Genomic DNA, 25,597 nt, shown 5'->3' with positions numbered 1-25,597 from the left:
TCAGATCCTCACTCTCGGGTCGAGGGCAGCGTAGAGGATCTCCGAGAGGGTCGAAGAGATCAGAGTCAGCACTGCGATGAACAGGACGGACCCGGCAGCAGCATTGATATCGGACTGCAGGATCGAGTTGATGGTGAACTCCCCCATGCCGTGCCAGGAGAACACCACCTCGAGCATCGCCGATCCTGCGACCAACGTGCCGAAGGCGTAGGCGAAGTAGGTCGACATCGGGATGAGGGCAACGCGAACACCGTGCTTGACCAAGGCGGTCTTGCGGGTGCGCCCTTTCGATCTCGCGGTGCGGATGAAATCAGAGGCCAGCACATCGAGCATGACCGAGCGCTGATAACGCGAGTAGGTGGCAGCACCCATCATCACCAATGCCAATGTCGGCAACAGCATATGTGAGAGCTGATCGGTGAACCACGGAAAGAAGCCCGGCGGTATGTCCGCCGTGTATTCACCGGAAAAGCGAATCAGGGTTGTGCCGATGAGACCGTTGAAGGCAGTGGCAATGATCATTAGCACCACGCCAATGACAAATGTCGGGGTGGCGATGATCAGATAGGACGCATAAGTCACTGTCTGGTCAGAGGCCTTGTATTGCTTAACCGCGCCCCACACGCCGAGGACGACGCCCAGGATGGCTCCGAGGATGGAACCGATGAGCAGAAGTTTGAGGCTGACCCCTGCCCGGGTCATGATCTCCTGGAAGACCGGATTGTTGTGGACCGTCGTAGAGAAGTCCCCGTGGAGGAAGATCCCCGTCAGCCAGGCCCACGTACGCTCGATGATCGGAACATCCGGATTGGTCCCGTGTCCGTTGAGGATCGACTTGATCGAGGCTTCTGACAGCGGCGGATTCTGGCCCCGATACCGCGCGGCCGGATCCATAAACGCACTGGAGGTGATGTAGGCGGTGACCGTGGCGATGAACGCCAGGATGAAGTAGTTGACGAATCGCCGGAGAACGTATTTTCCCATGCCGAGACCTAAATCGCTGCGACTCGAGAACTTTCGTGATTATTCTCTGACTGATGCATCGGTCCGGGGATGAGGGAATAGATCTCTTTGCGAATCTCGAGGGGTGTGCGAGTCATCTGCGGTCAAAGTTCCTTTGCGTCAAGTGTTGTCAGCTCAGCAACTCTGCGCGGTTCATCCGTGAACCATCACAAACAACTGAACGTAAGTTGTACTGTACCCAGATGTGATCCCCCGCACAAAACACCTTGCTCAATTTCTTTCTCTCCATCCGGCGGTGCCGCAGATTCTCGGGCGACACGCCGTGGTTACAGTTGGGTAACAAGGGGTGGTCCTTTGCCTCATCAGGCACAGAAAAGCCGAGGTGGTGCGGACATTGGTCCGCACCACCTCGGCGATGGATCGATCCCCGCTATCCGGGGCTCGACTATTCGATCATCAGATCATCGGGTGTCCCCTACTCAGAAGCAGACGGCACCGGTGGAGGCCGACTGCACGAGCTTCGCGTACTTCCCGAGCACACCGGTGAGGCGGTGGTTCTCGGGAATCGTCCAGGTCTTGCGACGCTCTTCGAGCACCGACTCGTCAACGTGGAGTTCAATCGAGCGGGCCGCGATGTCGACGGTGATCTTGTCCCCGTCCTCGACGAGCGCGATCGGTCCGCCATCGACGGCCTCGGGCGCGACGTGGCCGATGCACAGGCCGGTGGACCCTCCGGAGAAGCGTCCGTCGGTGATGAGCAGGACGTCCTTGCCGATGCCTGCCCCCTTGATCGCTCCGGTGATGGCGAGCATCTCGCGCATGCCCGGGCCGCCCTTGGGCCCCTCATAGCGGATGACGACGACATCGCCCTTCTGCAGCTCATTGTTGAGCACAGCATCCATGGCCGGCTTCTCCTGGTTGAACACCCGCGCCGTGCCTTCGAAGACATCGGCGTCGAAGCCAGCGGACTTCACGACGGCACCCTCGGGCGCCATCGAGCCCTTGAGCACGGTGAGTCCGCCGGTGGCGTGGATCGGGTTGTTCATCGCGCGCAGGATCTTGCCGTCGGGGTCCGGTGGGTTGATCGTCTCGAGGTTCTCGGCCACGGTCTTGCCTGTCACCGTCATGCAGTCGCCGTTGAGCAGACCCGCGTCGAGCAGTGCCTTCATGATCACGGGCACGCCGCCGATCTTGAACACATCGTTCATCACGTACTGGCCGAAGGGCTTGACGTTGCCCAGGTGCGGGACCTTGTCACCGATGCGGTTGAAGTCATCGAGTGAAAGATCGACGTTGGCTTCATGAGCGATGGCCAGGAGGTGGAGAACCGCGTTGGTCGATCCGCCGAAGGCCATGACCACGGCGATCGCGTTGTGCAGCGATTCGCGGGTGATGATGTCCTTCGCCGTGATTCCCTGACGCAGCAGGTTGACGACAGCATCACCGGATTTGCGCGCGAACATCGTGCGGTCGCGGTGGATGGCAGGAGGTGCGGCCGAGCCGGGCAGGGACATGCCCATCGCCTCGGCCGCCGAGGCCATCGTATTCGCGGTGTACATGCCACCACAGGCGCCTTCACCCGGGCAGACGGCGCGCTCAATGGAGTCGACGTCTTTTTGGCTGATGGTTCCGGCACGGCAGGCGCCGACTGCTTCGAAGGCGTCGATGAGGGTGACTTCCTTCTCGGTGCCGTCCTCCATCTTCGCGGTACCCGGCATGATCGAGCCGTTGTAGAGGAAGACGCTGGAGAGGCCGAGGCGGGCGGATGCCATGAGCATGCCCGGGATCGACTTGTCACAGCCGGCCATGAGGACGGACCCGTCGAGTCGCTCGGCGCTCATCACGGTCTCGACGGAGTCGGTGATGACCTCGCGTGAGACCAGCGAGTAGTGCATGCCCTCGTGGCCCATCGAGATGCCGTCGGAGACGGAGATGGTGCCGAACTCCAGGGGGAAGCCGCCTGCCTCATGGACGCCTTCTTTGGCGGCCCCGCCGAGACGCTGCAGAGACATGTTGCACGGGGTGATCTCGTTCCACGAGGTCGCGATGGCGATCTGCGGCTTGACCCAGTCGTCATCGCCCATGCCGACTGCCCTCAGCATGCCGCGTGCGGCAGTGGCTTCGAGACCGTCGGTGACGTCGCGAGAACGAGGTTTGATGTCCGGGGTGGTGGAGTTCGTATCAATGCTCATGCAGGCACTCTACGCCCGAGTCCATCATGTATATGCCGAGTTCTCGCATGTTGGAACCTATTGTGAGCAGTTCAGGCGATCACTCCGTCGAGACGAGGTTGAGCGGCGCTTCGCCATCGTTGAGCCGACGGACCTGCTCGGCCAGAATCTGCACCACCCGAGGCTCGAACGCCGAGGTGTCGCCTCCCTCATGAGGTGTGATGAGAGTGTTCGGGCTCCCCCACAGCGGATGGTCGTCCGGCAGCGGCTCGGGATCCATGACGTCGAGAGCGGCATGGAGGCGACCGGTGCTCAGCTCGGCAACGAGCGCGTCGGTGTCAACGATCTTGCCTCGAGCGACGTTGACGATCAGGGCGTTGTCTGGCAATCGGGCCAGGAAGTCCTTGTCGACGAGCTTGTTCGTTGATTCGGTCAGTGGCGTGATGAGGACGACCACCTCTGTGTGGGGAAGCAGGTTCGGCAGTTCATCGACGCCGTGGATCCGGCCGCGAGCGTCTTCACGTGCCCTCGTCGCGACCCGTGTGAGGTCGACTTCGAAAGGTTCGAATCGATCAGCGATAGCCGACCCGATCTCACCGGCGCCGATGATCATGACGCGGCGGTCCTGCAGGGAGCGGTTGCGCTTGTGGTTCCAGATCCTTGCGCTCTGAGCGCGAACGGCATCGTCGATTCCGCGCAGGCTGGCCAGGGTCAGTGTCAGTGCGAGCTCGGCCGTTCCGCCGGTGTGCACGCCCGAGGCGGTCGCCACCTGGATGCCGCGCTCCGGCAGATGCGCGACAGGGTCATAGCCCGTGGTCTGCGTGATGACCAGGCCCAGGTTCGGCAACTCGTCGAGCAGTTCGATTGTCGGTCCCGAATTGAGGTACGGGAGCACGACGACATCGACGTCATCTCGGCTCAGCTTCGCTGACTTCTCGGCATCCGAGTAGACGACCAGGTCGACGTTGGCACGCTGGTGCGCCGGAATCCGGGCGATGACGCGGTTGCGGAGTTCGGAATCTGGAAAGGCAATGGTCTTGATCGACATAGACACATTGTCCCACGAACCAGCTCACTGAGGCAGGGGCATTCCGGCAGACGGAATCCAGCAGGCATATTCCAGCAGGCATATTCCGGCAGGGACTAGTCCGGCAGCGCCTTGCCGATCCTTGCGAACACTCTCTCGATGACTTCGAGCTCCTCATCGTCGACATGGGAGAGGAACACCTCGTCGATGTTCTCCCGGTGCTGACGCCCCGCATCGAGGAAGGCCTGTGCCCCAACCTCGGTGAGGCCGACGTTGTGTGCCCGTTTGTCGTCCGGGCATTCCGTCTTCGTCACCAGTCTGGCGTCTTCGAGCACCCTGATCCGGTAGGTGAGCCGCGATGGAGAGAACACAAGCTTCCTTGCCAATGCACTCATCGTCAGCGTGTGGGTGGGCTCCTCCCACAGCAACAGGAGCGTGTTGTAGTCACTGACGGTCAGACCCGCCCGATCCTTGAGGCTGCCCTCGAGGTTCTGCCGGATGCGCTGCGAGGTCTCGAAGTACAACCGCCACGACCTCTGCGCGAGCTCGTCACGACCTCGGCCGAGCTTGATCTCGACCATCGTCACCCCTCGAGAAGCTGGGCGAAGGGGGTGATGAGATCGGGATTGAACTCATCATCGATGCTCGGATTTCCGTCTCTGGTACGACTGCCGAACTCACCGGGCGTCGATGTGGAGCCGACCTTGGGGCCGGCTGTGGGACCGACCTTGGGATCGGCTGTGGGACCGACATCGACACCGCTGAGGCTCGCCGCCAAGCCGACCAGCTCCTCGCTGGCCTGGGTGATCCGGGCATTGAGGCTGCGGCCGCCCTCGACGCTGCCCCAGTCATCGGTCGCGGCGAAGACCGTCGTCGGCACTACGATGCCCTTGAGGTAGGACAGCATCGGGCGCAGCACGGTCTCACCGGCCAGCGAGTGCCGCGGCGTGCCGCCGGTGGAGCCGATGAGCACGGGCTTGTTCGCCAGTGCCTTTTCGTCGATGAGCTGCCAGAACAGGATATGCAGTCCCACCGGTGCGACCTTGTACACGGGGGCCACGGTGACGATCACGTCCGCCTGACCGACCTGTGCGAATGTCGCTTCGAGATTTCCCGAACGAAACCCGGTCAGTGCCATATCGGTGAGGTCTGAGCTCAGGTTCCGCACGTTGACGAGGTCGGTCTCCGCGCTCAGACCCGCATCTTGCGCCGCCGAGATGGCGGCTGCGATGATCTTGTTCGACAGTTTCAGTGTGGTCGAGTCCTCGCTCAGCGAGGTCGTGATGCACAGGATTCGCATCATCGATCAGCTCCTTGGGCGTCGTTGTGCTCTGCGGACTTGGCCGCACGGTCGGCATGGGCACGCGATCCGGGACCCCCGCCGGGGATGGGGTCGCGGCCTTCGCGGTGACGCAGGACGAGTGATTCGTGTGTCGGTGCGTCGGGAACATCGGCCGGACGGCCCTTCTTAAATTCCTTCCGCAGGACCGGGACAACCTCTTCGCCGAGGAGGTCGAGCTGTTCCAGCACCGTCTTCTGCGGCAGTCCCGCGTGGTCGATGAGGAACAGCTGACGCTGGTAGTCCCCGGCCCAGTCGCGGAAACTCAGGGTGCGTTCGATGACCTGCTGGGGCGATCCGACGGTCAACGGGGTCTGTGCCGAGAAGTCCTCGAGGCTGGGACCGTGACCGTAGACCGGTGCGTTGTCGAAGTACGGACGGAATTCGTTGACAGCGTCACGTGAGTTCTTGCGCATGAAGACCTGACCTCCGAGCCCGACGATCGCCTGGTTCGCTGCTCCGTGTCCGTAGTATTCGTAGCGCTGACGGTAGAGCCTCACCATGCGAGCGGTGTGCGACATCGGCCAGAAGATGTTGTTGTGGAAGAATCCGTCGCCGTAATACGCGGCCTGCTCAGCGATTTCGGGGCTGCGGATCGATCCGTGCCACACGAAAGGTGGGACATCGTCGAGTGGCGTCGGTGTCGCGGTGAAACCATTCAACGGCGTGCGGAACTTGCCTTCCCAGTCGATGTTCTTCTCCCGCCAGAGGCGGTAGAGCAGGTTGTAGTTCTCCACCGCCAGCGGGATGCCCGAGCGGATATCCTTGCCGAACCAGGGATAGACGGGGCCCGTGTTGCCGCGTCCCATGATCAGGCTGATGCGCCCGTCGGAGAGATGCTGTGCATACGAGTAGTCCTCGGCGATGCGCACCGGGTCGGTGGTGGTGATCAGCGTGGTGGCAGTAGACAGACGCAGCTTCTGAGTCTGTGCTGCTATGTTCGACAGCAGGACCGGTGGGTTCGCGGGTGCGACGAACGGCGGGTTGTGGTGTTGACCGGTGGCGAAGACGTCGAGGCCAGCCTCTTCGGCCTTCTTGGCGATCTCGACCGTGTTCTTGATCCGCTGATTCTCAGACACCGTGGTCCCGTTGGTGGGATCGCTGGTGATGTCTCCAATGGTGAAGATTCCCAGTTCCATGCCTGCTCCTTCTGCCCGCCGCTCACGAACTTTCCTTGAACTGCAACACTTCAGTTTTGAAGTAATTAGTTGAAAGTTTAACGGACATTGGGCGGAAAGTATTCCCGCGCCTTCTCGTCCAGCACTCCCGAAGGCCATGACAGTGCAATCGCCGGCCCTTCCAAGCCGACGCCCTTCAACGGATGTCGACGAGGCAGACCCGGCGAAGACCGAGTTGACGGATGGAGTTGGTGAGCGAGCGTCCCGGTCAGATCCGAATGACTCTCAGATCCAGATGGCCGGGTCGATCAGTTCGAAGTCGGAGTATTTGGAGCGTGTGTCATCGGCCTCCGACCCGACCCCCTCGGAGCCGGTGGGCTTCTTGTAGGGTCTGACCTTTGCGGGGATTCCGACTGCGCTCGAGTCGGCAGCGACGTCTTTGACGACGACCGCATTTGCCCCGACTGAGGAATTGTCGCCCACGATGACCGGTCCGAGGATCTTCGCACCGGCCCCCACGAGGACGTGGTTGCCGATGGTCGGGTGGCGCTTCGCCTGTTCCATCGACGTCCCACCCAGGGTGACCTGGTGGTAGAGCATCACATCGTCACCGATCTCCGAGGTCTCACCGATGACGACTCCGTTGGCGTGGTCGATGAAGAAGCGTCGCCCGATCTGCGCACCGGGATGGATCTCGACACCGGTAAGGGTCCTCACCGCCTGTGACATCAGCCTGGCTGGCACCTTGGTGGTCTCGTTCTGCCACAGTCGGTGCAGGCCGCGGTGCGCCCAGATCGCGTGCATACCCGGATAGGAGATCAGCGAGACGAAATCGCTGGTGGCCGCAGGATCGCGCCTGCGAACGGTATCGAGGTCCTCGCGCAGAGTCGTGCGCACCCCAGGTCGGCTCAGCCCATAGGCGGCCGCGCCGATCGCCGCAGTCGCCACAGCCCACAGTGCCTTCATCTCAACAGTCCTTCGTGCTAATGTTTGCTCGTATCAGTTCGTGGTCAAAGTCGTGAGGGCGTCAAACATGTGTTTGACGCCCTCACCGCGGAACCGGCATCTGCCTCAGGCAGCGCTCAGTCGAAGTTCTTCTGCTCAGTCCATGTATTCGGCAAACAGCGGCGTGGAGAGATAGCGCTCACCGAACGAGGCCAAAATAACGACAATCCTCTTCCCCGCGTTCTCCGGACGTGCACCGATCTCCTCCGCAGCATGCAAGGCTGCACCAGACGAGATTCCGACAAGCAGTCCCTCTTCCTTCGCGACCGCGCGAGCGGTGGCAAAGGCGTCATCATTGTCAACGGCGACCACCTCATCGTAGATCTTGGTGTCGAGTACACCAGGAACGAAGTTCGCGCCGAGACCCTGGATGGCGTGGGGGCCGGCGTCTCCGCCGGAGAGCAGCGGCGAAGCTGCAGGCTCGACAGCGACGATCTTCACGTCGGGGATTGACTCCCGCAGAGCGGCTCCGGCGCCAGTGATGGTTCCACCAGTCCCGACGCCCGCCACGAAGATATCAACTTGACCGTCGGTGTCGGCAAGAATCTCCGGACCGGTGGTGGAACGGTGAATTTCAGCGTTCGCCTTGTTCTCGAACTGGCGAACCAGGACAGCACCGTCGGCAGCGAATTCTTCCGCCTTCTCAACAGCACCCTTCATACCCAGGGCCTTGTCGGTGAGGACGAGCTCGGCACCGAAGGCGCGCAAGAGTGCGCGACGCTCCTTCGACATGGATTCCGGCATGGTCAGCACGACTTTGTAGCCGCGGGAGGCGCCCACCATCGCCAGCGAGATTCCGGTGTTGCCAGAGGTTGCTTCGACGATCGTTCCACCCGGCTTCAGATCCCCCGAAGCCTCGGCGGCGTCGATCATCGCGACGCCGATGCGATCCTTGACCGAGCTAGCGGGGTTGTAGAACTCAAGCTTGGCGATGATCTCCGCGCCGGAGCGTTCGCTGGCCTTGTTCACACGAATCAGCGGGGTGCGGCCGACCAGTTCGGAAACATTGTTGAAGATGGTCAAGACATGTCCTTTCACGCATATTTTTTCGCTCGGTGCTGAGGGCTGTGACGAAGAAGTCACACAACCACCAGCCAAAGGCTTCAGCTGCCGATCTCATCTCGTCGACCGAGACGGCTCGACACCATCATAACCATGCGCCATTCCCGGTTGTTCCCAAGATGGTTGCTCAACAATCCATGTTCGCTTCCGGCGAAATACACTGTCATCCCGAGACATATTCAACAAAGAACCCAAGCCTGACCCTGGCACCAATGACCCAGGGGGCTCGAACCGCTGAACAATCATGGGTGCGAATGCCGCTGTCGCCTCCCGTGACGCTGCAGCTTCGGTGCTCGACGCGACGGCTTCGTCCCTGCTGGTGAGGTGCGAATCTGAGACGCCGAGGCAGTCGTGGATCGACTGGTGACCCGGCAGACTGCCGAGTGGAAGGGCCGGTGGGAGGCACCTAGGCGAACGGGCTATTCTCGGACGGAACGCGGTGTCGAAAGCCGATACGATTGTCCTCATGCCTATTCATCCCATCGTCATCTACGGCGAGCCCGTGCTGCATCAGCGTGCGGAGAAGATCACCGACTTCGACGACGAGCTCGCAACCTTGGTCGCCGATATGCACGAAACCCTCGACGCCAGCAACGGTGTCGGCCTGGCAGCTCCGCAGATCGGCGTAGCGAAGCGCATCTTCGTCTTCCACGCCGAAGATGATGCCGGAGTCCGCAGACGCGGTACTTTCATCAACCCGCTGCTCATCGCCTCGAAGATCCCCGACACCCGCCCGGATCCCGATGATGAGACCGAAGGGTGTCTCTCGGTGCCCAGCCTCGACTTTCCACTCAAACGCGCGGACCGTGTCACGGTCAACGGTGTCGATGAGACCGGCCAGTCGGTGACACTGACCGCCGAAGGATGGTTCGCTCGCATCATGCAGCACGAATACGATCACCTGCAGGGCACACTCTACGTTGACCGTCTCGACAAGCGCTGGTCGAAGAAATGGAAGAAGGAGCAAGCCGCCAACGGATACAACGTCCCCGGTCGTTCATGGATGCCGGGTGTCGACCCCGATCCGTTCGGTCACTGAACTCGACGATGCTGAGCTCAAGTCACTGAACTCGACGATGCTGAGCTCGACGACTGCACGCGGATCACTCCGCGCGGCGGTCCTCCCCCGCGGAGGATGTGGGTTCCAGCGCGTCGATCGACTCCTGGGCAGCCGCCAGACGAGTGTCGAAATCGTCGAAGTCGTCTGCGGTCTCGTCGAGCTCGGCAACAAGGCCCGAGATGATCGATGACTGTGACTCAGCGTCGATCCGCAGTTCTCTGAACTGCCAGTCTGCGGAGTCATCGGCAGCTGTCCGGGACAGAACGTCGAGGACACGGTCGCCGAGTTCACGTGAGCGTTCCGAGTTGTGAAGCAGCATGAGCTGCTCGTCGAGTGCGATGAGTCGCTCATAGTACTCATGCATCGACAGCACACGGTTGGCCATCGAGGTGAAGGCCACAGCAAGTTTCGACAGGTACGTCTCCACCGACTTCGCGGTTCCGGCATCCCTGATGCTCTCGATCTCCTCACGCAGCCTGACCAGTTCGGCCAGCCGCACACCGATTGAGGCGACAGCATGGTCGAGGTCGACACGTGAGACGTGGTCGCGCAGGATCGGGTGGGTCCAGGCCCGTGTCCGGACGATCTTTCGCGCGATGGTCACCGCCAGGTGGAACAGACGCTGTTCGTCGGTGTCGCGGCCTTCCTTGCGGCCAGGCTGGAATCCCAATGACGCCGGAGTGATCCACTGCGCCTGCCCCACCTGTGCTCGGTTCTTCCGGCTCAGCCGTTTGGGGTCACGGAAGTACTTCGGTCCGGTGACTGCGGCGAACACGCCGGTGCCCACTGCGGTTACTCCACCAAGCGCACCGAATGTCAGTGCCGCATCGGCGAAGCCGGACACCAGTGCCAGACCGCCGGGCGCGGCGAAGCCCGCCGTGACAGCGGCCCCGGTTCCGGTACCGCCTTTGAACAGCATGCTGGAGCGGAAGAAGTTTCGACGCATTCCCCCGGTGAGCATGATCGCATTCGGGGCGCCGGCGGTGTAGCGGTACCCGCGAGCGTTCCAGGCCCTCATGATGTCTTGATTGACGCTTTCGGGCACGAGGATGCGATAGATCGGGATCGATTTCCCGCATTCGCTCTTCCACAACGACTTCCATGACTGGGACACCGCATTCACCTCCACACACGGATGGCATCCTCACGCCGAATCCGCCGATTACATGTCCGGCAGAGTCGACGTCTGGCCCGTGAGAATGCGAACAGCCACACCCTCCGGACTTCTTTGGTATCCAAGTCTAGAGGGTGTGGCTGGATCAATCCTGAGTTCTACTCAGCCGTTGATCTTGGCAAGGATCAGGTCCTTGGCCTTTCCGGCATCGGCCTGACCGCGGGTGGCCTTCATGATCGGTCCCATCAGTGCACCGATGGCCTGCATCTTGCCGCCCTTGATCTTCTCGACCACGTCGGGGTTCGCAGCGATCGCTTCCTCGACAGCGGCTTCGAGTGCACCGGTGTCTTCGACGATCTCGAGACCACGGGCACTCATCACCTCGGCCGGTTCGCCTTCTCCGTCGGCAACGGCCGTGAGGACGTCCTTTGCGAGCTTGTCATTGAGCTTGCCGTCGTTGATCAGCCCGATCAGGGCTGCGACCTGGGCCGGTGTGACGAGCTCGGTGGGGTGCTGATCATTCTGGTTGGCCAGCCTGGCCACCTCACCGGTCCACCATTTGCGTGCCGCGGGAGGCTGAGCGCCCGCGGTCACGGTGTCATCAATGGCTTCCAGCAGACCGGCGTTGACGACGTCACGCATCTCCAGATCGGAAAAGCCCCAGACACCTGCGAGCCGGCGGCGCTTCTGGGCCGGCAGCTCGGGCAGAGTCGCCCGCAGCTCCTCGACCCAATCGCGACTGGGCACCAGCGGAACGAGATCCGGCTCCGGGAAGTACCGGTAGTCGTCGGCGTCGGACTTCGGGCGCCCCGATGAGGTCTCCCCCGTGCCTTCGTGGAAGTGACGGGTCTCCTGCACGATTGTCTCTCCGGCTTCGAGCCGTGTCGCCTGGCGGGCGATCTCGTAGCGGACCGCGCGTTCGATCGAGCGGAAGGAGTTGACGTTCTTCGTCTCCGTGCGGGTGCCCAGTGGTGCATCGGGGCTCTCGCGCAGGGACACGTTGACGTCGGCACGGACGTTGCCCTGTTCCATGCGTGCTTCGGAGACGTCGAGGGCGCGGAAGATGTCGCGCAGGGTCCGCACGTAGGTGGAGGCCACCTCGGCGGCCCGATCCCCTGTCCCGGTGATCGGGTGGGTCACGATCTCGACCAGGGGCACACCGGCACGGTTGTAGTCGACCAGGGAATGGTCGGCTCCGTGGATGCGACCAGTGGCGCCGCCGATGTGGGTGTTCTTGCCGGCGTCTTCCTCCATGTGAGCACGCTCGACGGGGATGGTGAACATCGTTCCATCTTCGAGCTCGATCTCAACCTCGCCCTCGGAGGCGATCGGCTCATCGGACTGGCTGGTCTGGAAGTCCTTGGGAACGTCCGGGTAGAAGTAGTTCTTCCGGGCGAAGCGGCAGGTCTCCGCGATCTCGCAGCCCAGCGCCAGGCCGATCTTGATCGCGTACTCGACGCCCTTCTCGTTGACAACAGGAAGGGAGCCGGGCAGTCCCAGGGAGGTGGGTGTGATGTTGGTGTTGGGTCCCCCGCCGAAGGTGTTGGGTGCGGCGTCGAACATTTTGGTCACGGTGCCCAGTTCTACGTGGACCTCGATGCCGATGACCGGATCGTATTTCTTGATCGCGTCTTCGTATTTCACTTGGTGGTCAGTCCTTCCGCAAGAGTATCGAGCACCCGAGTCCCGGAGGCTTCCAAGGCGGCTTCGAGTGGGCCGGCCACCTCGTACATCTTCACGTCCTCACGTGCCGGTGCGAGGATCTGGAATCCGACGGGCAGACCGTCGGCCAGACCTGCGGGCAGAGACAGTCCCGGGATTCCGGCAAGGTTGGCCGGGATCGTCGCGACGTCACCGAGGTAGAGGGCCATCGGGTCCGATGCCGCCTCGGCACCGAACTTCAGAGCGGTCGTCGGCGCGGTCGGCGAGACGAGGACATCGCAGGACTCAAAAGCTTTGGCGAAGTCGTTCTGCACCAGCGTGCGGATCTTCTGTGCCGACCCGTAGTACGCGTCATAGTAACCGGCGGAGAGTGCGTAGGTGCCGAGGATGATGCGGCGTTTGACCTCATCACCGAAACCGGCTGCACGAGTCGCTGCCATGACCGTCTCAGCGGTGACCGGACCCGACTCGGGCTCCATCCGCAGCCCGTAGCGCATACCGTCGTAGCGGGCCAGGTTCGAAGATACCTCAGAAGGCATGATGAGGTAGTAGGCGTCTAGTGCGTAGGAGATCGACGGGCAGTCGACCTCGACGATCTCGGCACCCGCCGCGGCGGCGACGTCTAGGGCGGCGGTGAACGCATCGCGGACGCCGTCCTGGTAGCCCTCACCACGCAGCTGCTTGATGACACCGAGCTTCTTGCCCCTCAGATCCGAGGTCTGTGCCGCAGAGACGAATCCTGCCACCGGATCCGGCAGCGAGGTCGAATCGAGCGGGTCGTGTCCGGCGAGCAGTTCATGCAGAGCCGCGGCGTCGGCGACGTTGCGACCCATCGGGCCGACCTGGTCGAGACTCGAGGCCATGGCGATGATGCCGAAGCGGGAGATCGAACCATAGGTCGGCTTCACACCGACAGTGCCGGTGAACGCGGCGGGCTGTCGCACCGAACCGCCGGTGTCCGTGCCGACCGACAGCGGAGCCTGGAAGCCGGCGAGGGCTGCGGCGGCACCGCCGGAGGAGCCACCGGGGACATGCTCGAGGTTCCAGGGGTTGCGGGTGGTGCCGAAGGCCGAGTGCTCGGTCGTCGACCCCATGGCGAACTCGTCGAGGTTGGTCTTGCCCAGGACCGGGAGTCCTGCGGCTTTGACCTTGTTGTGCACGGTGGATTCGTAGGGTGGAACCCAGTTCTCAAGCATCTTCGATGCCGCGGTCGTGGCCACGCCCTCGGTGACGACGAGGTCCTTGAGCGCCACGGGCACTCCGGCCAGCGCGTGGACGTTCGCACCAGTGCTGCGCTTGGCGTCGACTGCTGTGGCCGTCTCCAGCGCGAGATCGTCGGTGACAGTGATGAATGAGCCGAAGTCGGCTTCGGTGGCGTGGATGCGATCCAGGTGGGCCTGGGTCACCTCGACGGAGGAGAACTCGCCGGCTTTCAATCCTGCGGCGAGTTCGAGGGCGCTCTTAGTGATCAGTTCGCTCATCATTCCTCCCCAAGGATCTGTGGGACGAGGAATTTGTCGTCAGCAGAGGCTGGGGCCGCAGCCAGAGCCTGCTCGCTAGTCAGGGTCTCACCCACGACATCGGGGCGCAGCACGTTCGACAGTGCGATCGGGTGGCTGGTCGCCGGTACGTCGTCGCCGGCCACTTCGTTGACCCTGGCGACATTGCTCAAAATAGTGCTCAGGTCACCGGCGAGCGATTTCAGCTCGTCTGCGCCCATGGCGATCCGAGACAGCGAGGCCAAATGCTCGACTTGCTCGGGGGTGATTGCGGAGGACTCCGTCATTCCCTGCCTTTCATCGTCTCTGTTTACTCGTCAGCAAGTCTAGTCTCTTTGCCAGACCTGTTCTGATGGGATCGATGTGAGGTTCGCAAAGCACCGTTCCTCGGCTTCGCCGAGGCGGGCGGAGTCAGGCGACGGTGCGTTCTGGCCAGGTGCGTTCTCCCCTGATGTAGCTTGACACTTCCCCGAGCACCCTATCTGCGTCTGTTTGGGAGAACTCTCCGGCTTCGACTCCGGACTGCAGATCTGCAGCCAGCTCTGTGACTCGTGATTGGGCATCGGCAACGGTGTGTGCCACCAGTCCTGCACTCTCACTGAGGGCTGTGGCACTTGCCGAGTCGATTCCAGCAGTGGGCGTCGTCTCGGCGTTGGGCTGAGCATCGCCGGTGCTGTCACTGAAGTGAGCGTCGCCGGTGCTGTCGTCATCGTCGCGGGTTCCCTCGTCATCGCGAGTTCTGCTTGGTGCGACCGGCGCGGTGGTGGAACCGGTCAGTGCGGGAGCGGCCCGTTTGGTCGGCTGCTGTCCCGGATTGAGAATGTAGTCGGCAATGCCGGCAGTCACCGGTGCTGTGGTCAGAACTGCGGCGAGAACAACGGCAGTGCCAGCGATCAATCGCGGAATTGCTTTCATGCCTTCACTCTTCCAGGTCAAGCTGTTTCCCGACTCCTTCGCAGCTGTGACGAACCTTGAGATTCAGTAACGATTCAGTGGCAGCGGTGCCACAGGTCACATCGTGTCGGCACAGGTCAATGCAGGCAGGTCAGCGCAGGTCAGTCGAGGCTGCCGGTCTCCAAGAGCGTGCGGAAGGTGTCCTCGTCTAGGACCTTGACTCCCAGCGATTCGGCCTTCTCCAACTTCGATCCGGCGTTCTCCCCAGCCACCACGTAGTCCGTCTTCTTCGACACGGAGCTGACCGCCTTGCCACCTGCGCCGAGGATCGCCTCCTTGATCCCATCACGCGTGAATGTGCTCAGCGAACCGGTGGCCACGATCGTCAGGCCTTCGAGGGTCTGCTCTCCAGCTTCCAGTGCCTCGTCCTCCATCCGGACCCCGGCGGAGGCCCAGGCCTCGATGATCTCGACGTGCCAGTCCACGGAGAACCAGTCGCGGATGCTCGCTGCGATCGTCGATCCGATGCCGTCGACGGCTGAGAGCTCCTCGAGCTCGGCGGCCCGGATCGCTTCGAGCGTGCGGAAGTGTGCGGCCAGGGTGCGTGCGGCAGTCGGACCGACGTGTCTGATCGACAGTGCGACGAGTACTCGCCACAGGTCCTGGTCTTTGGCTTTGTCGAGTTCGTCGAAGAGCTTTGTCGTGTTGGCACTCGGGACACTGGGCTTCTTCGCGGTTGCGCGCGTGTAGAAGTAGGGCACGAGTTCGCGCTCACCTGTCTCCACCCCTTTGACCTTCTTGTTCCGCCAGATCTTCACGTCGGCCAAGTCTTCGGCCGTGAGGTCGAAGAGGAAAGCCTCAGAGGTCAGCGGCGGCTGCTCGGGCTCGGCCGGAGCTGTCAGAGCCAGCGCCGCTTCTTCACCCAGGGCTTCGATGTCGAAGGCGGCGCGGGAGGCCAGGTAGAAGATGCGGTTGGCCAGCTGTGCGGGACATGACCGGGAGTTCGGGCAGCGTTTGTCCTTGTCGCCGGCCTTCTGCTCCCCCAGCTCGGTTCCACAGGAGGGGCAGTGAGTGGGCATGACGAACTCGTATTCACTGCCGTCGCGCAGGGCCACAACCGGGCCGAGGACTTCGGGGATGACGTCGCCGGCCTTGCGCAGGGTCACCGTGTCGCCGATGAGCACGCCCTTGCGGGTGACCTCGTAGCCGTTGTGCAGGGTCGCTCGCTCCACCGTGGATCCAGCGACGGTGACCGGTTCCATCACGGCGAAGGGCGTGACTCGACCGGTCCTGCCCACCTGGACCTGGATGTCGAGGAGCTTCGTGGTGACCTCTTCGGGCGGGTATTTGAAGGCCGTCGCCCACCTCGGCGCGCGTGAGGTGTAGCCCAGGGTCTCCTGAACGGCGATGTCGTCGATCTTGATGACGATGCCGTCGATCTCATGGGTGACATCGTGGCGATGCTCGCCGTAGTAGGTGATGAAGTCCTCGATCTCATCGACCGTGGCAAGCACCTTGAAGTATTCGCTGATGGGCAGCCCCCATGTCCGGAACGCCTCGTAGACCTCGGACTGGTGAGCAGGTTCAGGATGCGAATCATCGGCGGGAGTCCATACGGCAATGCCGTGGACAAGCATGTGCAGCGGGCGCTCGGCGGTGACGGCGGGGTCCTTCTGACGCAGGGATCCGGCGGCAGAATTGCGGGGGTTGGCGAACGGGGCCTTGCCCTCCTCAACGAGGGCGGCATTGAGTTCGGTGAACTTCTCCAGCGGGAAGAAGACTTCGCCGCGGATCTCGACCTCCGCGGGCGGGTAGTCGGTGTCGAGCCGATCGGGGATATCGGAGATGGTGCGGACATTGGCGGTGATGTCCTCACCGATGCGTCCGTCACCGCGGGTGGCGGCGCGAACGAGTTCGCCGTTGCGGTAGAGAAGGTTGACTGCGAGTCCATCGATCTTGAGTTCGCACAGGAACTTCGATGTCGCCGAGGTGGCCGCGCGGACCCGGTCGTGCCAGCCCCTCAGCTCTTCGAAGTCGAAAACATTGTCCAGGCTGTACATCCGACCGATGTGCTCGACCGGATCGAAGGTGGACGTGTCGACGTTGCCGCCGACGGTCTGGGTCGGCGAGGAATCGGTGACGAGTTCTGGGAACTTCTCCTCCAGGTCTTCGAGCCGGTGGACGAGTTCGTCGTATTCGGCATCGGCGACGAGTGGTGAGTCGTCCGTGTAGTAGGCGGCACGCTGGGCTTCGATCGTCGCCACGAGTTCTGCATGCGCCTGGGCACGGGCGGTGGCATCCGACAGCTCTGAGTTCGTGGTGGCCTCTGCGCCCGTGGTGGCCTCTGCGCTCATGGGAAGGTCGGAGTTGTCGTGCGTTGCGGTCATTCGATCTCCTCAAAGGCACGCCGCAGACCTGCGGCGATCATCATCGTTCCCGTGCTGATGTTCTCAGCGCCGTCCCCTTCCACCGAGGACAGCAGAGGCGGATAGGTCATCGGAAGCTCTTCGCCGGCGAGGACTCCGAAGTCACGCAGGCTGGTTGCACCCATGCCGATGCGGTTCCACGGCGTCATGATCCGGTTCAGCCAGTGCTTGACCTCCCGCGGTCTCGAACCTGCGGCAGGCGGCAGCCCCATCCACGTCCCGATCCCAGCTTCGGAGATCATGGCCAGCTGCTCCCAACCGTGTGCCTTCAGGCTAGCCAACGGCACTGACACGGCGGTGGCACCGGAATTGCGGACCACCTCGGCGGCGGTGATCTCCTTGCCCTGCAGCTGCAAGGGGTCGAAGTCGGGGAGGCTGAGCAGAACCGGGGGCAGGTGGCGCACCGTCGACCGCAGGGCTGCATAGACCTGGGTTTCGTTGACCGCAGGCAGGGTGGCCCAGCCGGAGACCGTGGGCCAGGTACCGGTGAGAACCGGCTGCAGCCGGGTCTCGACGAGGCGGATCACCGGTTGCAGGCCGAGTGCGGAGAGCTTGTCGGCGAAGGCTGCAAGACCGAACGCATAGGCCTGGATGACATCGCGGCGGGCGCCGAGGTCGCCGAGTACGGGTGCCCCGGAGGTCAGACTCAGCGCGGTGACCAAGGTCCACGGGCCCGGCAGGGAGACCTGGACCTGACCGGTGTAGCCGTCCCCGTATTCGGCGATGGCGTCGAAGGCCTCACTCAGTGCCGAGGACTCGAGCCGTTCGTCTCGGCCCGCTGCGCTCGTCAGGCGCCAGCCGAAGGAGGCCCGGTCCACGTGAAGATCGGTGAGAAAGCCGACTGCACGTCCGATTGCGTCCGCGCCCCACCGGTCCTCGGATCGGTGGGCGCCCAGCGGCACCGGTGGCAGCTGCTCGCCGAGGTGGGTGAAGGCCGCTGCGGCCGCCTCACGGATGGGACTGTTCGCGATGTATCCGGTCCCACCGGCACCGGGCCCGGACTCAGCTCTGGGGCCGGGGATCCAGATCCCGGTGGTCGTTCCTGCCGGTTTGAGGATGGGTGGAGACCCGACCGGTTCAGCCATGGTTGTGCCTGCGTGGGATTCCGAAGACGTCGGCATAGAACCCGAACTCGCTTTCCAGGGAATCGATGATGGTTTCGGCTCGGACGAATCCGTGGGATTCGCCCTTGTACAGACGGTAAATGTACTCCACTCCGGTCAGTTCCAGGGTATCGACGAATTCCTGCGCCTGGCTGGGCGGGACGATCGGGTCCCGATCGCCTTGCATGATGGCCACGGGGACGGTGATCTCACTCGTCCGTCGAATCGGTGACCGGGTGATGTAGGCGTCCTGTGCCTCCGGCCACGGTCCGACCAACCCGTCGATGTAGTGCTTCTCGAAGTCGTGGGTGTCCACGACGAAGCGCATCAGGTCGGTGACTCCGAAATAGGAGGTGCCGCAGGCGAAGGTTTCCGATGAGGCCAGTGCCGAAAGCACGGTCCACCCGCCGGAGGAGGCCCCGGAGATCGCGATGCGGCTGGGGTCGGCCAGCCCCTCGGCCACCAGAGCGTCGACCGCGGCGAGGGTATCGGAGACGTCGACGATTCCCCACTGTCCGCGCAGGCGGTCACGCCACTTCCGGCCGTATCCGGTCGAGCCGCCGTAGTTGACCTCCATCACGCCGATGCCCCGGGATGTGAAGTAGCTGGACCGGGCCGACATGTCGGGTGTCGCCTGTCCTGTCGGTCCGCCGTGGATGGAGATCACATAGGGCGGACGTTCGCGGTCGCCGGCGGTGAATCGTGGGTTGTGCGGAGGGTGAATGACGACGGGGACTCCACCGAGCTCCCGGGTGCGGGGGCGAGAATAGTAGTCCTGATGAGCGTCGAGGCGTTCCTGGGCGATCTCAATGAAGCTGCCGCTGGCCCGGTCCACGGCATACAGGGCACCTGTTGAGTCCGCGGACTTCGCGGTCAGGAGAACATGGCTGTGGCTCAAGTCGTGGAGTTCGAGGCTGCCGAACCGCTCCCCTGGCGGGGTGATCTCCTCGACGCCGCCGTCGAGCAGACCGTGCGAACCGTGGGAACCACCATGCACCGTCTGTGCTCGCCGTGCCCTGATCAAGGAGGCGGTCGCGGACTGAGAATGGGCCCAGATCTCCTCGTCATCACCCAGATGCCAATTGATTCCCAACTGCCAGAGTGGGCCACCGATTTCGCCGCCGGTGTCGAGGACCGGGCTCAGAACCGAGATTTCGAGTTCGTCTGCGACGTCGCTCGACTGCCCGGAGTCCGTCGCGGCAGCACGTCTGTCACGAACCAGACAGTCGATCGGTTCGAAATCCAATGAGTACAGGGCCCAGTGACCGTTGTGGTCGGAGCTCACAATGAGCGAGGAGTCCGAGGTGAATTGGGGCTGCAGGAGCGACACATCATGTCCGCGCAGGACCGCAGCGACGGGAGTGTCCTGGGTGCGAACGTCGATGAGCCACAGGTTCGTCGAGTCCCAGGGCATATTGGGGTGCTCCCAGCCGATGAACGCCAGTGTGGAGCCGTCCGGGGACAGTCTGGGCCAGGCCATGAAGTAGGAATGCCGCGAGAGCACATTCGTCGTCCCGTGCCGGGTGATGAGCACGATGGCTCGTTCCCTGCGTGTGGACCGACAGTCTTCGCGCACGCACAGCAGGCCCCAGCGAGTCATCGTCAGGTCGCCGTAGCGAATGCGGCCGGATGTGTCCGGGGTCAGCGCATGAGGAGCTTTGCCCGGAATGATCTGCCAGATCCGCTGGTCGGAGGCATTGACGAAGTAGATGACTTCGCTGCTGGGGTCCAGGGCCCATGCGGCTCCCCCGTATTCGTGTACGGAGGATCTGATGTTGAAGTCCGCGGGCAGCACCTGCTCCTTCAGCCCCGGATGAGACAGTGACGTCCGGATGAGGCCTGTGCGGGAATTCTCCGCTGGGACCTTCGTCGAGAAGTAGATGTGCTCGCCGCGGAATGCGGCGGCGAAGATCGGTGCGGAGCCCGCAGCCACCTCCGCAGCGCTCAGCGGAGACGACCAGGTTCCGAAAGGTGCCGTGACGACATCTTGGGGAAATTCCTTCATACCCCCAGGTTAACGCAGGGGCGAAGGCCACAGCTCAGACGCCGAGGCGGTCTTTGGCTGTCACATCGATGGTGGCCTGGCCAAGAACCCGGGTTCCGCGGTAGATGACCATGGTCTGCCCAGGGGCGACGCCGGAGAGTTCTTCGTCGACATCGATGTGCATGAGCTGTCCGGCAGGCCGGGCAGCCGGTACCTCGACCTCGTCGACGACCGGGTTCACCTCGTGCTCGGGTGCCTCACTGATGTAGTCACCCAGCCAGGCCCTGGCCGGAACCGGGTCGCTGTGGGCCCGGATCTGGACCTCGCAGTCGATTGCGGTAGCCGGTTCGGTGCCGATGTCGGCCGGTGCGGGACCGGCCCAGGTGGTCCGGATGCCGGTCAGGTGGGAGACTCCGAGATCACTGCGGGAGCCCACGGTGACTGTGTTCGAGGCCGGGTCGAGGCCGGTGACGAAGCGCGGCTGACCATCGGCTGCGGGCTTCTGGATGCCCAGGCCCTTGCGCTGGCCGATGGTGTAGGTCATCGCACCGTCGTGTTCGCCCAGGGTCTCGCCCTCGGCGTCCTTGATGAGGCCCGGGCGCATGGGGATCTTGTCCGCCAGCCACGCCTTCGTGTCGCCATCGGGGATGAAGCAGATGTCGTAGGAATCGGGCTTGTTGGCTACGGAGAAACCGCGCTCAGCCGCCTCGGCGCGAACTTCTGCCTTCGACGCGGTAGCACCGATCGGGAAGTAGCAGTGCTCGAGCTGATCGCCGGAGAGCACGCCGAGGACGTAGGACTGGTCCTTCGCGAGATCCTCGCCGCGGTGGAGTTCCGGCAATCCGTCCTCATCGCGCAGCACCTCGGCGTAATGGCCTGTGGCGATGGCATCGAAGCCAAGTGCCAGGGCACGGTCGAGGAGTGCCGCGAACTTGATGCGCTCATTGCAGCGCATACACGGGTTGGGTGTGCGTCCGGCCGCGTATTCGGCGATGAAGTCATCGACGATGTCCTCTTTGAACCGTTCGGAGAAGTCCCACACGTAGAACGGGATGTCGAGCATCCCGGCAACACAGTGGGCGTCCCGGGAGTCTTCGATGGTGCAGCAGCCGCGTGACCCCGTGCGCAGGGTTCCGGGCATGCGGGACAGGGCGAGGTGGACGCCGACGACTTCGTGGCCGGCGTCGACGGCGCGTGCTGCGGCGACTGACGAGTCGACTCCGCCGGACATGGCGACGAGAATTTTCATGATGCTCCTTGCATCCAGCGTGGAGTGGCCGAAACCATTCCAGCCTGGTGGGCTTGTTCGACGACCTCGGGCAGAACCTCGAGAAGACGATCAACTTCGTCTTCGGTCGAGTCGTGGCCGAGGCTGAATCGTTGGGCTGATCTGGCGACGTCTTCCTCCATGCCGCAGGCCAGCAGCACATGGGAGGGACGTGAGACCCCGGCCGAGCAGGCCGAACCTGTCGAGGTCGCCAGTCCTCTCGCGTCGAGGCCGAAGAGAAGGGAATCGCCCTCACACCCGGAGAACGTGAAGTGCGCATTCGCGGGAAGCCTGCCCCCACCTCGGCGACCGGACAGGGTGGCACTGGGTATCGTGTCCTCGATGCCGGCGATGAGCCGGTCGCGCAGGAATGAGAAACGGGCAGCTCGGGCGTCGATGTCGGCAGTGGCGAGTTCGATGGCCTTGGCGAAGGCCACGGCACCGGCCACGTCGAGCGTACCCGAACGCACCCCGCGTTCCTGTCCCCCGCCGTGGAGGATCGGTGAGGGGGCGGCGCCGCGGTCGAGCAGCAGTGCCCCGATGCCTACGGGTCCGCCGATCTTGTGGGCGGTGATCGACATGGCGGTCGCACCGAGGTCAGCGAAGTTCAGCGGAATCTGGCCCAATGCCTGCACCGCGTCGATGTGGAAGGGAACACCGAGTTCCTTCGCCGCCGCACCGATGTCGGCGATCGGCTGGAGGGTGCCGATCTCATTGTTCGCGGCCATGATCGAGATGAGCGCGGTGCGTTCAGGAGCTCGGCGCAGTTCGGCCAGGGCCGCATCGAGGTCAAGGCGTCCTGCTTCGTCGACGTCGAGGTAGACGACCTCTGCGCCCTGGCTCTCGAGCCATTCGACGGAGTCGAGGATCGCATGATGCTCGATCGTCGAGGTGAGCACCCGCGGGCGAACCGGTGCCTGGAAAGTGGCGTTGTTGCGGGAGAGGTAGAGGCCCTTGAGTGCGAAGTTGTCGGCTTCTGTGCCGCCGGAGGTGAAGATGACCTCCGACGACGTTGCGGCGCCAACACTGCCGGCGATGTCCTCGCGGGCGGTTTCGATGCGCATCCGCGCGGCCTGACCCACAGCGTGAAGAGCCGAGGGATTGGCCCGTCGGCTCAGCTCAGCGGTGTAGACGTCGAGCACCTCTGCCGGCATCGGCGAGGTGGCTGCGTGGTCAAGGTAAATCGGCACTCTCCCTATTTTAGGCTGTGAACGGCACTTCGGCCAGGATCAGTGCCACATCTCACCCGATACCGTGGCATCGGCCGGCACCGCAGGTTCCGGGCGCACGTCGACGCCGACTAAACTGGGCCGGGTGTTCACCGTTTTCACCATCGTGCTCTATGCCGTCTCCGCCGTCCTGGCCATCTGGTCGATCGTCGAAACCATCCGCAACAGACCCGCCGGCACACTGCTGCTCGGCGCGACTGCTCTGCTTCTGCTGCTGCTCATCGTGCAGCTGGTTCTCTCGATCGTCACATTCGGTTCAACCCACGGCGTTGACCCGCTCCTGTACTTCGGCTACGTCATCACCGCGATCCTCGTCATCGGCTTGGCCGGCTTCTGGGCATTCGCGGAACTGAGCAGATGGGGACCGGGAGTGCTCGCAGCGGCAGGACTGACGGTGATCGTCATGATCGAGAGATTGGACCAGATTTGGCAGTGAAGAAACGTAGAGGCGCCCGCTCAGCGGATGCCTCGGCAAAGAAGAACCGGTCACCGTATTCGGCGATGCACACCGGCCCGGGCCGGGCACTGACCGCCGTCTACGGGGTCTTCGCACTCTCGGCGACCGCACGCGCCGGCTACCAGGTCATCCGCGAGTTCGACGTGGCCCCGGTCGCGTATTCGCTGTCCGTGATCGCCGCAGTCATCTACATCATGGCCACGATCTGCCTGGTCATCGGCAACCGCATCTCGCACCGGATTGCGATCGCCTCCTGCCTCATCGAGTTCGTGGGCGTCATCGTCGTCGGCATTCTCAGCTTCACCCATCCGCAGGACTTCGCGAAGCCCTCTGTGTGGTCATCCTTCGGCAGCGGCTACGGATTCATCCCGCTCATCCTGCCCCTCGTCGGACTCTGGTGGCTCACCCTCATCGGACGCAGAATCCGCACCAGCTGAGGCACCGGCCCCACCCCGGTGCGGCCCCACCTCGACGATGGGGCCTGCCGTCACTCGAAGCGTGAGGACAGCACGTTCCAGTCGGTGGCCACGGCGCTCAGCTCATCCCCGGTCTTCATCAGCACATACGGGTGGGCGGTGTCGACCTTGACAGTGTTTCCGTCCTTGTCGTTGGACTTCACTGCTTCGATGGTGTCGCCCAGGTCAACCGAATAGTCGTCAGGGACCTCGATCGTCAGGGTGCAGCGGACCTCGCCCATCCCGATGGCGCCGCGCTCGTTGCTCAGGGTCATCGAGGTGAAGTCGAGCTTCTCATAGGGCTTGCAGGAGACATCGACCTTGTCGAATCCCGAGTCCTTGCCACGCAGGTCGCCCAGGTATCCCCTGAAGTCTTTGAACCCGCCCTCTTTCAGCCCATCGGCATCCGCTTTGTCGGCCTTGCCGTCGACGAGGAATTTCGAGACCTGATCCGCGGTCGTCGTCATCTCTTCGTTGAATGCGTCCGGACCGGGCTCAACAGCCCCGTGCCCGTCAGCCATCAGCGTCGGCATCTGATCGGTCGGGATGTAGGAGGCAGTGCGCACGATCGGATCGGTCGAGGCGGATTCTCGGGTCGCCAGCTGGACCTGTGTGAGCTTCTCGTCCCCTTTTGCGGTGCCGAATGCGTAGAACCACATCGGGTATTCGGTGAAGCTCGGGCTGCCGGCGACGACTTCACTGAAGTTCGGTGCCCGCAGCTTCTGCTTCGCCTTCTTCGCGATCAGGATCTGTGCGCGGGTCCGGTCGATCAGGGGCTCGCCCTGAATTTTTTCGAGGCCGGCGCCTCCGTCGTTGAGGATCCCATCGAGTGACTCAGTGTAGCCGGTCATGAATGTCCCGGCCTCACCCGGGCGCATCGCTGTGCGCTCATAGGGTGTGATGTCGGGACTGTGCGGCTGTGCCACGGGCAGTGCGGTGCATCCGCTCAATGCCAGTCCCGTCGTCAGCGACACGGCTGTGACCATACGCAGTGATCGTCTGCCACGCGTACTCGTCCGCCGAGGTGGAGCTGCCTTCGCCGGATCAGGGTTCTTCACGAGGCGCGAGCTCTGCACTCGACCGGAATCGGCCCTTGCCCCTTCTGCGTCCGCCCGAGAGCCGGACCCTGGGCCTGGGCCCGAGCCGCGGTCAGTGTTTCGGGCGACCGCTTTCTTCTTCTCGGGGCGGATACGGCCGTTGAACCAGCGCAGGAAGAAGAAGGCCGCGAATCCGGCCAAGATGATGCCCAGGGCGATGCCGAACAAGCTCAATGCCAGGACTCCCTCCACACGCATCTTCAGCGAGACCGTGGTTCCGTCAAGATTTTCGCCCTCGTTCGCGGCGGAGATCACGAGCACCTGCGGGTCGGCGTCGAGGTCGAAGGTCTTCGCAACCTTCTCGCCTGTGTCCTGACTGATCCACCAGTCCCTGTCAGTCAGCGTCGCTTCGGGAGCGGCATCGCCGGGGATGAACCGGTGCTCGACCGCGCTGGGGAACTCGACGTTGCTGATCTGCTCCTGCGCCACCCCGTCGAGGATGCTGTCGGTGTCGACGCCGTTGGCGGTGCCGACGAACAGTTCCTTGCCGTCAGCATTCGCGGCTTCAACGGTCACACTGGTGCCCGAATAGGGAACGATCGCCTCGTCGAGGACGACGGCGTAGGCCCCATCCTTGACCGTGAAATCTTCGGTCTCGGTGACCTCGTCGGTGCCGACAACGGACAGAGCGGAGACAACCAGCACTGCCACGATCACCGCTGCGA

The 25,597-nt window shown here is 63.2% G+C and carries 22 protein-coding genes; 3 read left to right on the top strand and 19 right to left on the bottom strand.

The window, feature by feature from the left end; genetic code table 11:
- From BANT918_RS07310 to cysK, 8 genes are all read right to left on the bottom strand, one after another.
- Positions 1 to 984: an ABC transporter permease gene (locus BANT918_RS07310; protein WP_009882647.1), complete on the bottom strand. Its 984-nt coding sequence runs from the start codon at positions 982 to 984 to the stop codon at positions 1 to 3.
- Positions 985 to 1,442: 458 nt separating this feature from the next.
- Positions 1,443 to 3,155, bottom strand: a complete 1,713-nt coding sequence (gene ilvD, locus BANT918_RS07305) for a dihydroxy-acid dehydratase (RefSeq protein WP_101619634.1) — start codon at positions 3,153 to 3,155, stop codon at positions 1,443 to 1,445.
- Between the two features lie 79 nt (positions 3,156 to 3,234).
- Positions 3,235 to 4,182, bottom strand: coding sequence for a 2-hydroxyacid dehydrogenase (locus BANT918_RS07300; protein ID WP_101619633.1), 948 nt, complete (start codon positions 4,180 to 4,182; stop codon positions 3,235 to 3,237).
- 95 nt (positions 4,183 to 4,277) lie between these two features.
- Positions 4,278 to 4,742 (bottom strand): MarR family winged helix-turn-helix transcriptional regulator, encoded by a 465-nt coding sequence (locus BANT918_RS07295; RefSeq protein WP_101619632.1) that lies wholly within the window; start codon positions 4,740 to 4,742, stop codon positions 4,278 to 4,280.
- 2 nt (positions 4,743 to 4,744) lie between these two features.
- Positions 4,745 to 5,464 carry an NAD(P)H-dependent oxidoreductase gene (locus BANT918_RS07290; RefSeq protein WP_233430393.1) on the bottom strand — a complete coding sequence of 240 codons (720 nt, stop codon included), beginning with the start codon at positions 5,462 to 5,464 and terminating at the stop codon, positions 4,745 to 4,747.
- Positions 5,461 to 6,639: an LLM class flavin-dependent oxidoreductase gene (locus tag BANT918_RS07285; protein ID WP_101619631.1), complete on the bottom strand. Its 1,179-nt coding sequence runs from the start codon at positions 6,637 to 6,639 to the stop codon at positions 5,461 to 5,463. Before BANT918_RS07285 ends, BANT918_RS07290 begins: the two co-directional genes overlap by 4 nt.
- 264 nt (positions 6,640 to 6,903) lie before the next feature.
- The gene (gene cysE, locus BANT918_RS07280; RefSeq protein WP_101619630.1) at positions 6,904 to 7,584 is read right to left on the bottom strand and encodes a serine O-acetyltransferase; all 681 of its coding nucleotides are present in this window, start codon (positions 7,582 to 7,584) and stop codon (positions 6,904 to 6,906) included.
- A gap of 135 nt (positions 7,585 to 7,719) precedes the next feature.
- On the bottom strand, positions 7,720 to 8,646 hold the full coding sequence (gene cysK / locus BANT918_RS07275) for a cysteine synthase A (RefSeq protein ID WP_101619629.1): 927 nt from the start codon (positions 8,644 to 8,646) through the stop codon (positions 7,720 to 7,722).
- Positions 8,647 to 9,151: 505 nt separating this feature from the next.
- Here cysK and def point away from each other — a divergent pair.
- Complete coding sequence (gene def / locus BANT918_RS07270; RefSeq protein WP_101619793.1) at positions 9,152 to 9,724, top strand: peptide deformylase; 573 nt, start codon at positions 9,152 to 9,154, stop codon at positions 9,722 to 9,724.
- 64 nt (positions 9,725 to 9,788) lie between these two features.
- Here def and BANT918_RS07265 read toward each other — a convergent pair whose 3' ends face one another.
- From BANT918_RS07265 to BANT918_RS07220, 10 genes are all read right to left on the bottom strand, one after another.
- Complete coding sequence (locus BANT918_RS07265; RefSeq protein WP_101619792.1) at positions 9,789 to 10,859, bottom strand: hypothetical protein; 1,071 nt, start codon at positions 10,857 to 10,859, stop codon at positions 9,789 to 9,791.
- A 162-nt stretch (positions 10,860 to 11,021) separates the two neighbouring features.
- Positions 11,022 to 12,503 (bottom strand): Asp-tRNA(Asn)/Glu-tRNA(Gln) amidotransferase subunit GatB, encoded by a 1,482-nt coding sequence (gene gatB, locus BANT918_RS07260; protein WP_101619628.1) that lies wholly within the window; start codon positions 12,501 to 12,503, stop codon positions 11,022 to 11,024.
- The gene (gatA, locus tag BANT918_RS07255) at positions 12,500 to 14,002 is read right to left on the bottom strand and encodes an Asp-tRNA(Asn)/Glu-tRNA(Gln) amidotransferase subunit GatA (RefSeq protein WP_101619627.1); all 1,503 of its coding nucleotides are present in this window, start codon (positions 14,000 to 14,002) and stop codon (positions 12,500 to 12,502) included. Before gatA ends, gatB begins: the two co-directional genes overlap by 4 nt.
- The gene (gatC, locus tag BANT918_RS07250; RefSeq protein WP_101619626.1) at positions 14,002 to 14,307 is read right to left on the bottom strand and encodes an Asp-tRNA(Asn)/Glu-tRNA(Gln) amidotransferase subunit GatC; all 306 of its coding nucleotides are present in this window, start codon (positions 14,305 to 14,307) and stop codon (positions 14,002 to 14,004) included. The genes gatA and gatC overlap by 1 nt, the downstream gene beginning before the upstream one ends.
- A gap of 124 nt (positions 14,308 to 14,431) precedes the next feature.
- Entirely contained in the window at positions 14,432 to 14,935 is a 504-nt protein-coding gene (locus BANT918_RS07245; protein ID WP_101619625.1) for a hypothetical protein, read from the bottom strand.
- Between the two features lie 140 nt (positions 14,936 to 15,075).
- Positions 15,076 to 17,301, bottom strand: coding sequence for an NAD-dependent DNA ligase LigA (ligA, locus tag BANT918_RS07240; protein ID WP_233430392.1), 2,226 nt, complete (start codon positions 17,299 to 17,301; stop codon positions 15,076 to 15,078).
- Entirely contained in the window at positions 17,298 to 18,425 is a 1,128-nt protein-coding gene (locus BANT918_RS07235) for a hypothetical protein (RefSeq protein WP_101619624.1), read from the bottom strand. The genes ligA and BANT918_RS07235 overlap by 4 nt, the downstream gene beginning before the upstream one ends.
- Positions 18,418 to 20,448, bottom strand: coding sequence for a S9 family peptidase (locus BANT918_RS07230; RefSeq protein WP_101619623.1), 2,031 nt, complete (start codon positions 20,446 to 20,448; stop codon positions 18,418 to 18,420). Before BANT918_RS07230 ends, BANT918_RS07235 begins: the two co-directional genes overlap by 8 nt.
- A 34-nt stretch (positions 20,449 to 20,482) precedes the next feature.
- Positions 20,483 to 21,676 carry a tRNA 2-thiouridine(34) synthase MnmA gene (gene mnmA / locus BANT918_RS07225; RefSeq protein WP_101619622.1) on the bottom strand — a complete coding sequence of 398 codons (1,194 nt, stop codon included), beginning with the start codon at positions 21,674 to 21,676 and terminating at the stop codon, positions 20,483 to 20,485.
- Complete coding sequence (locus BANT918_RS07220; RefSeq protein ID WP_101619621.1) at positions 21,673 to 22,884, bottom strand: cysteine desulfurase family protein; 1,212 nt, start codon at positions 22,882 to 22,884, stop codon at positions 21,673 to 21,675. Before BANT918_RS07220 ends, mnmA begins: the two co-directional genes overlap by 4 nt.
- Before the next feature lie 124 nt (positions 22,885 to 23,008).
- Between BANT918_RS07220 and BANT918_RS07215 the strand changes: the two genes are divergently transcribed.
- Together BANT918_RS07215 and BANT918_RS07210 are read left to right on the top strand one after the other, a co-directional pair.
- Positions 23,009 to 23,359: a hypothetical protein gene (locus BANT918_RS07215; RefSeq protein ID WP_101619790.1), complete on the top strand. Its 351-nt coding sequence runs from the start codon at positions 23,009 to 23,011 to the stop codon at positions 23,357 to 23,359.
- 65 nt (positions 23,360 to 23,424) lie between these two features.
- A complete protein-coding gene (locus BANT918_RS07210; RefSeq protein ID WP_167389423.1) occupies positions 23,425 to 23,817 on the top strand; it encodes a hypothetical protein in 393 nt (130 codons plus the stop codon).
- 50 nt (positions 23,818 to 23,867) lie between these two features.
- Here the strand turns inward: BANT918_RS07210 and BANT918_RS07205 are convergent, their stop codons facing one another.
- Positions 23,868 to 25,583 (bottom strand): hypothetical protein, encoded by a 1,716-nt coding sequence (locus BANT918_RS07205; RefSeq protein ID WP_101619789.1) that lies wholly within the window; start codon positions 25,581 to 25,583, stop codon positions 23,868 to 23,870.
- Between the last annotated feature and the right edge of the window lie 14 nt (positions 25,584 to 25,597).

It is taken from the genome of Brevibacterium antiquum CNRZ 918 (genome assembly GCF_900169145.1).
In the GTDB taxonomy this organism is placed as follows: domain Bacteria; phylum Actinomycetota; class Actinomycetes; order Actinomycetales; family Brevibacteriaceae; genus Brevibacterium; species Brevibacterium koreense.
The sequence above is the reverse complement of the archived record's forward strand: the minus strand, read 5'-3'. Positions and strand labels throughout refer to the sequence as shown.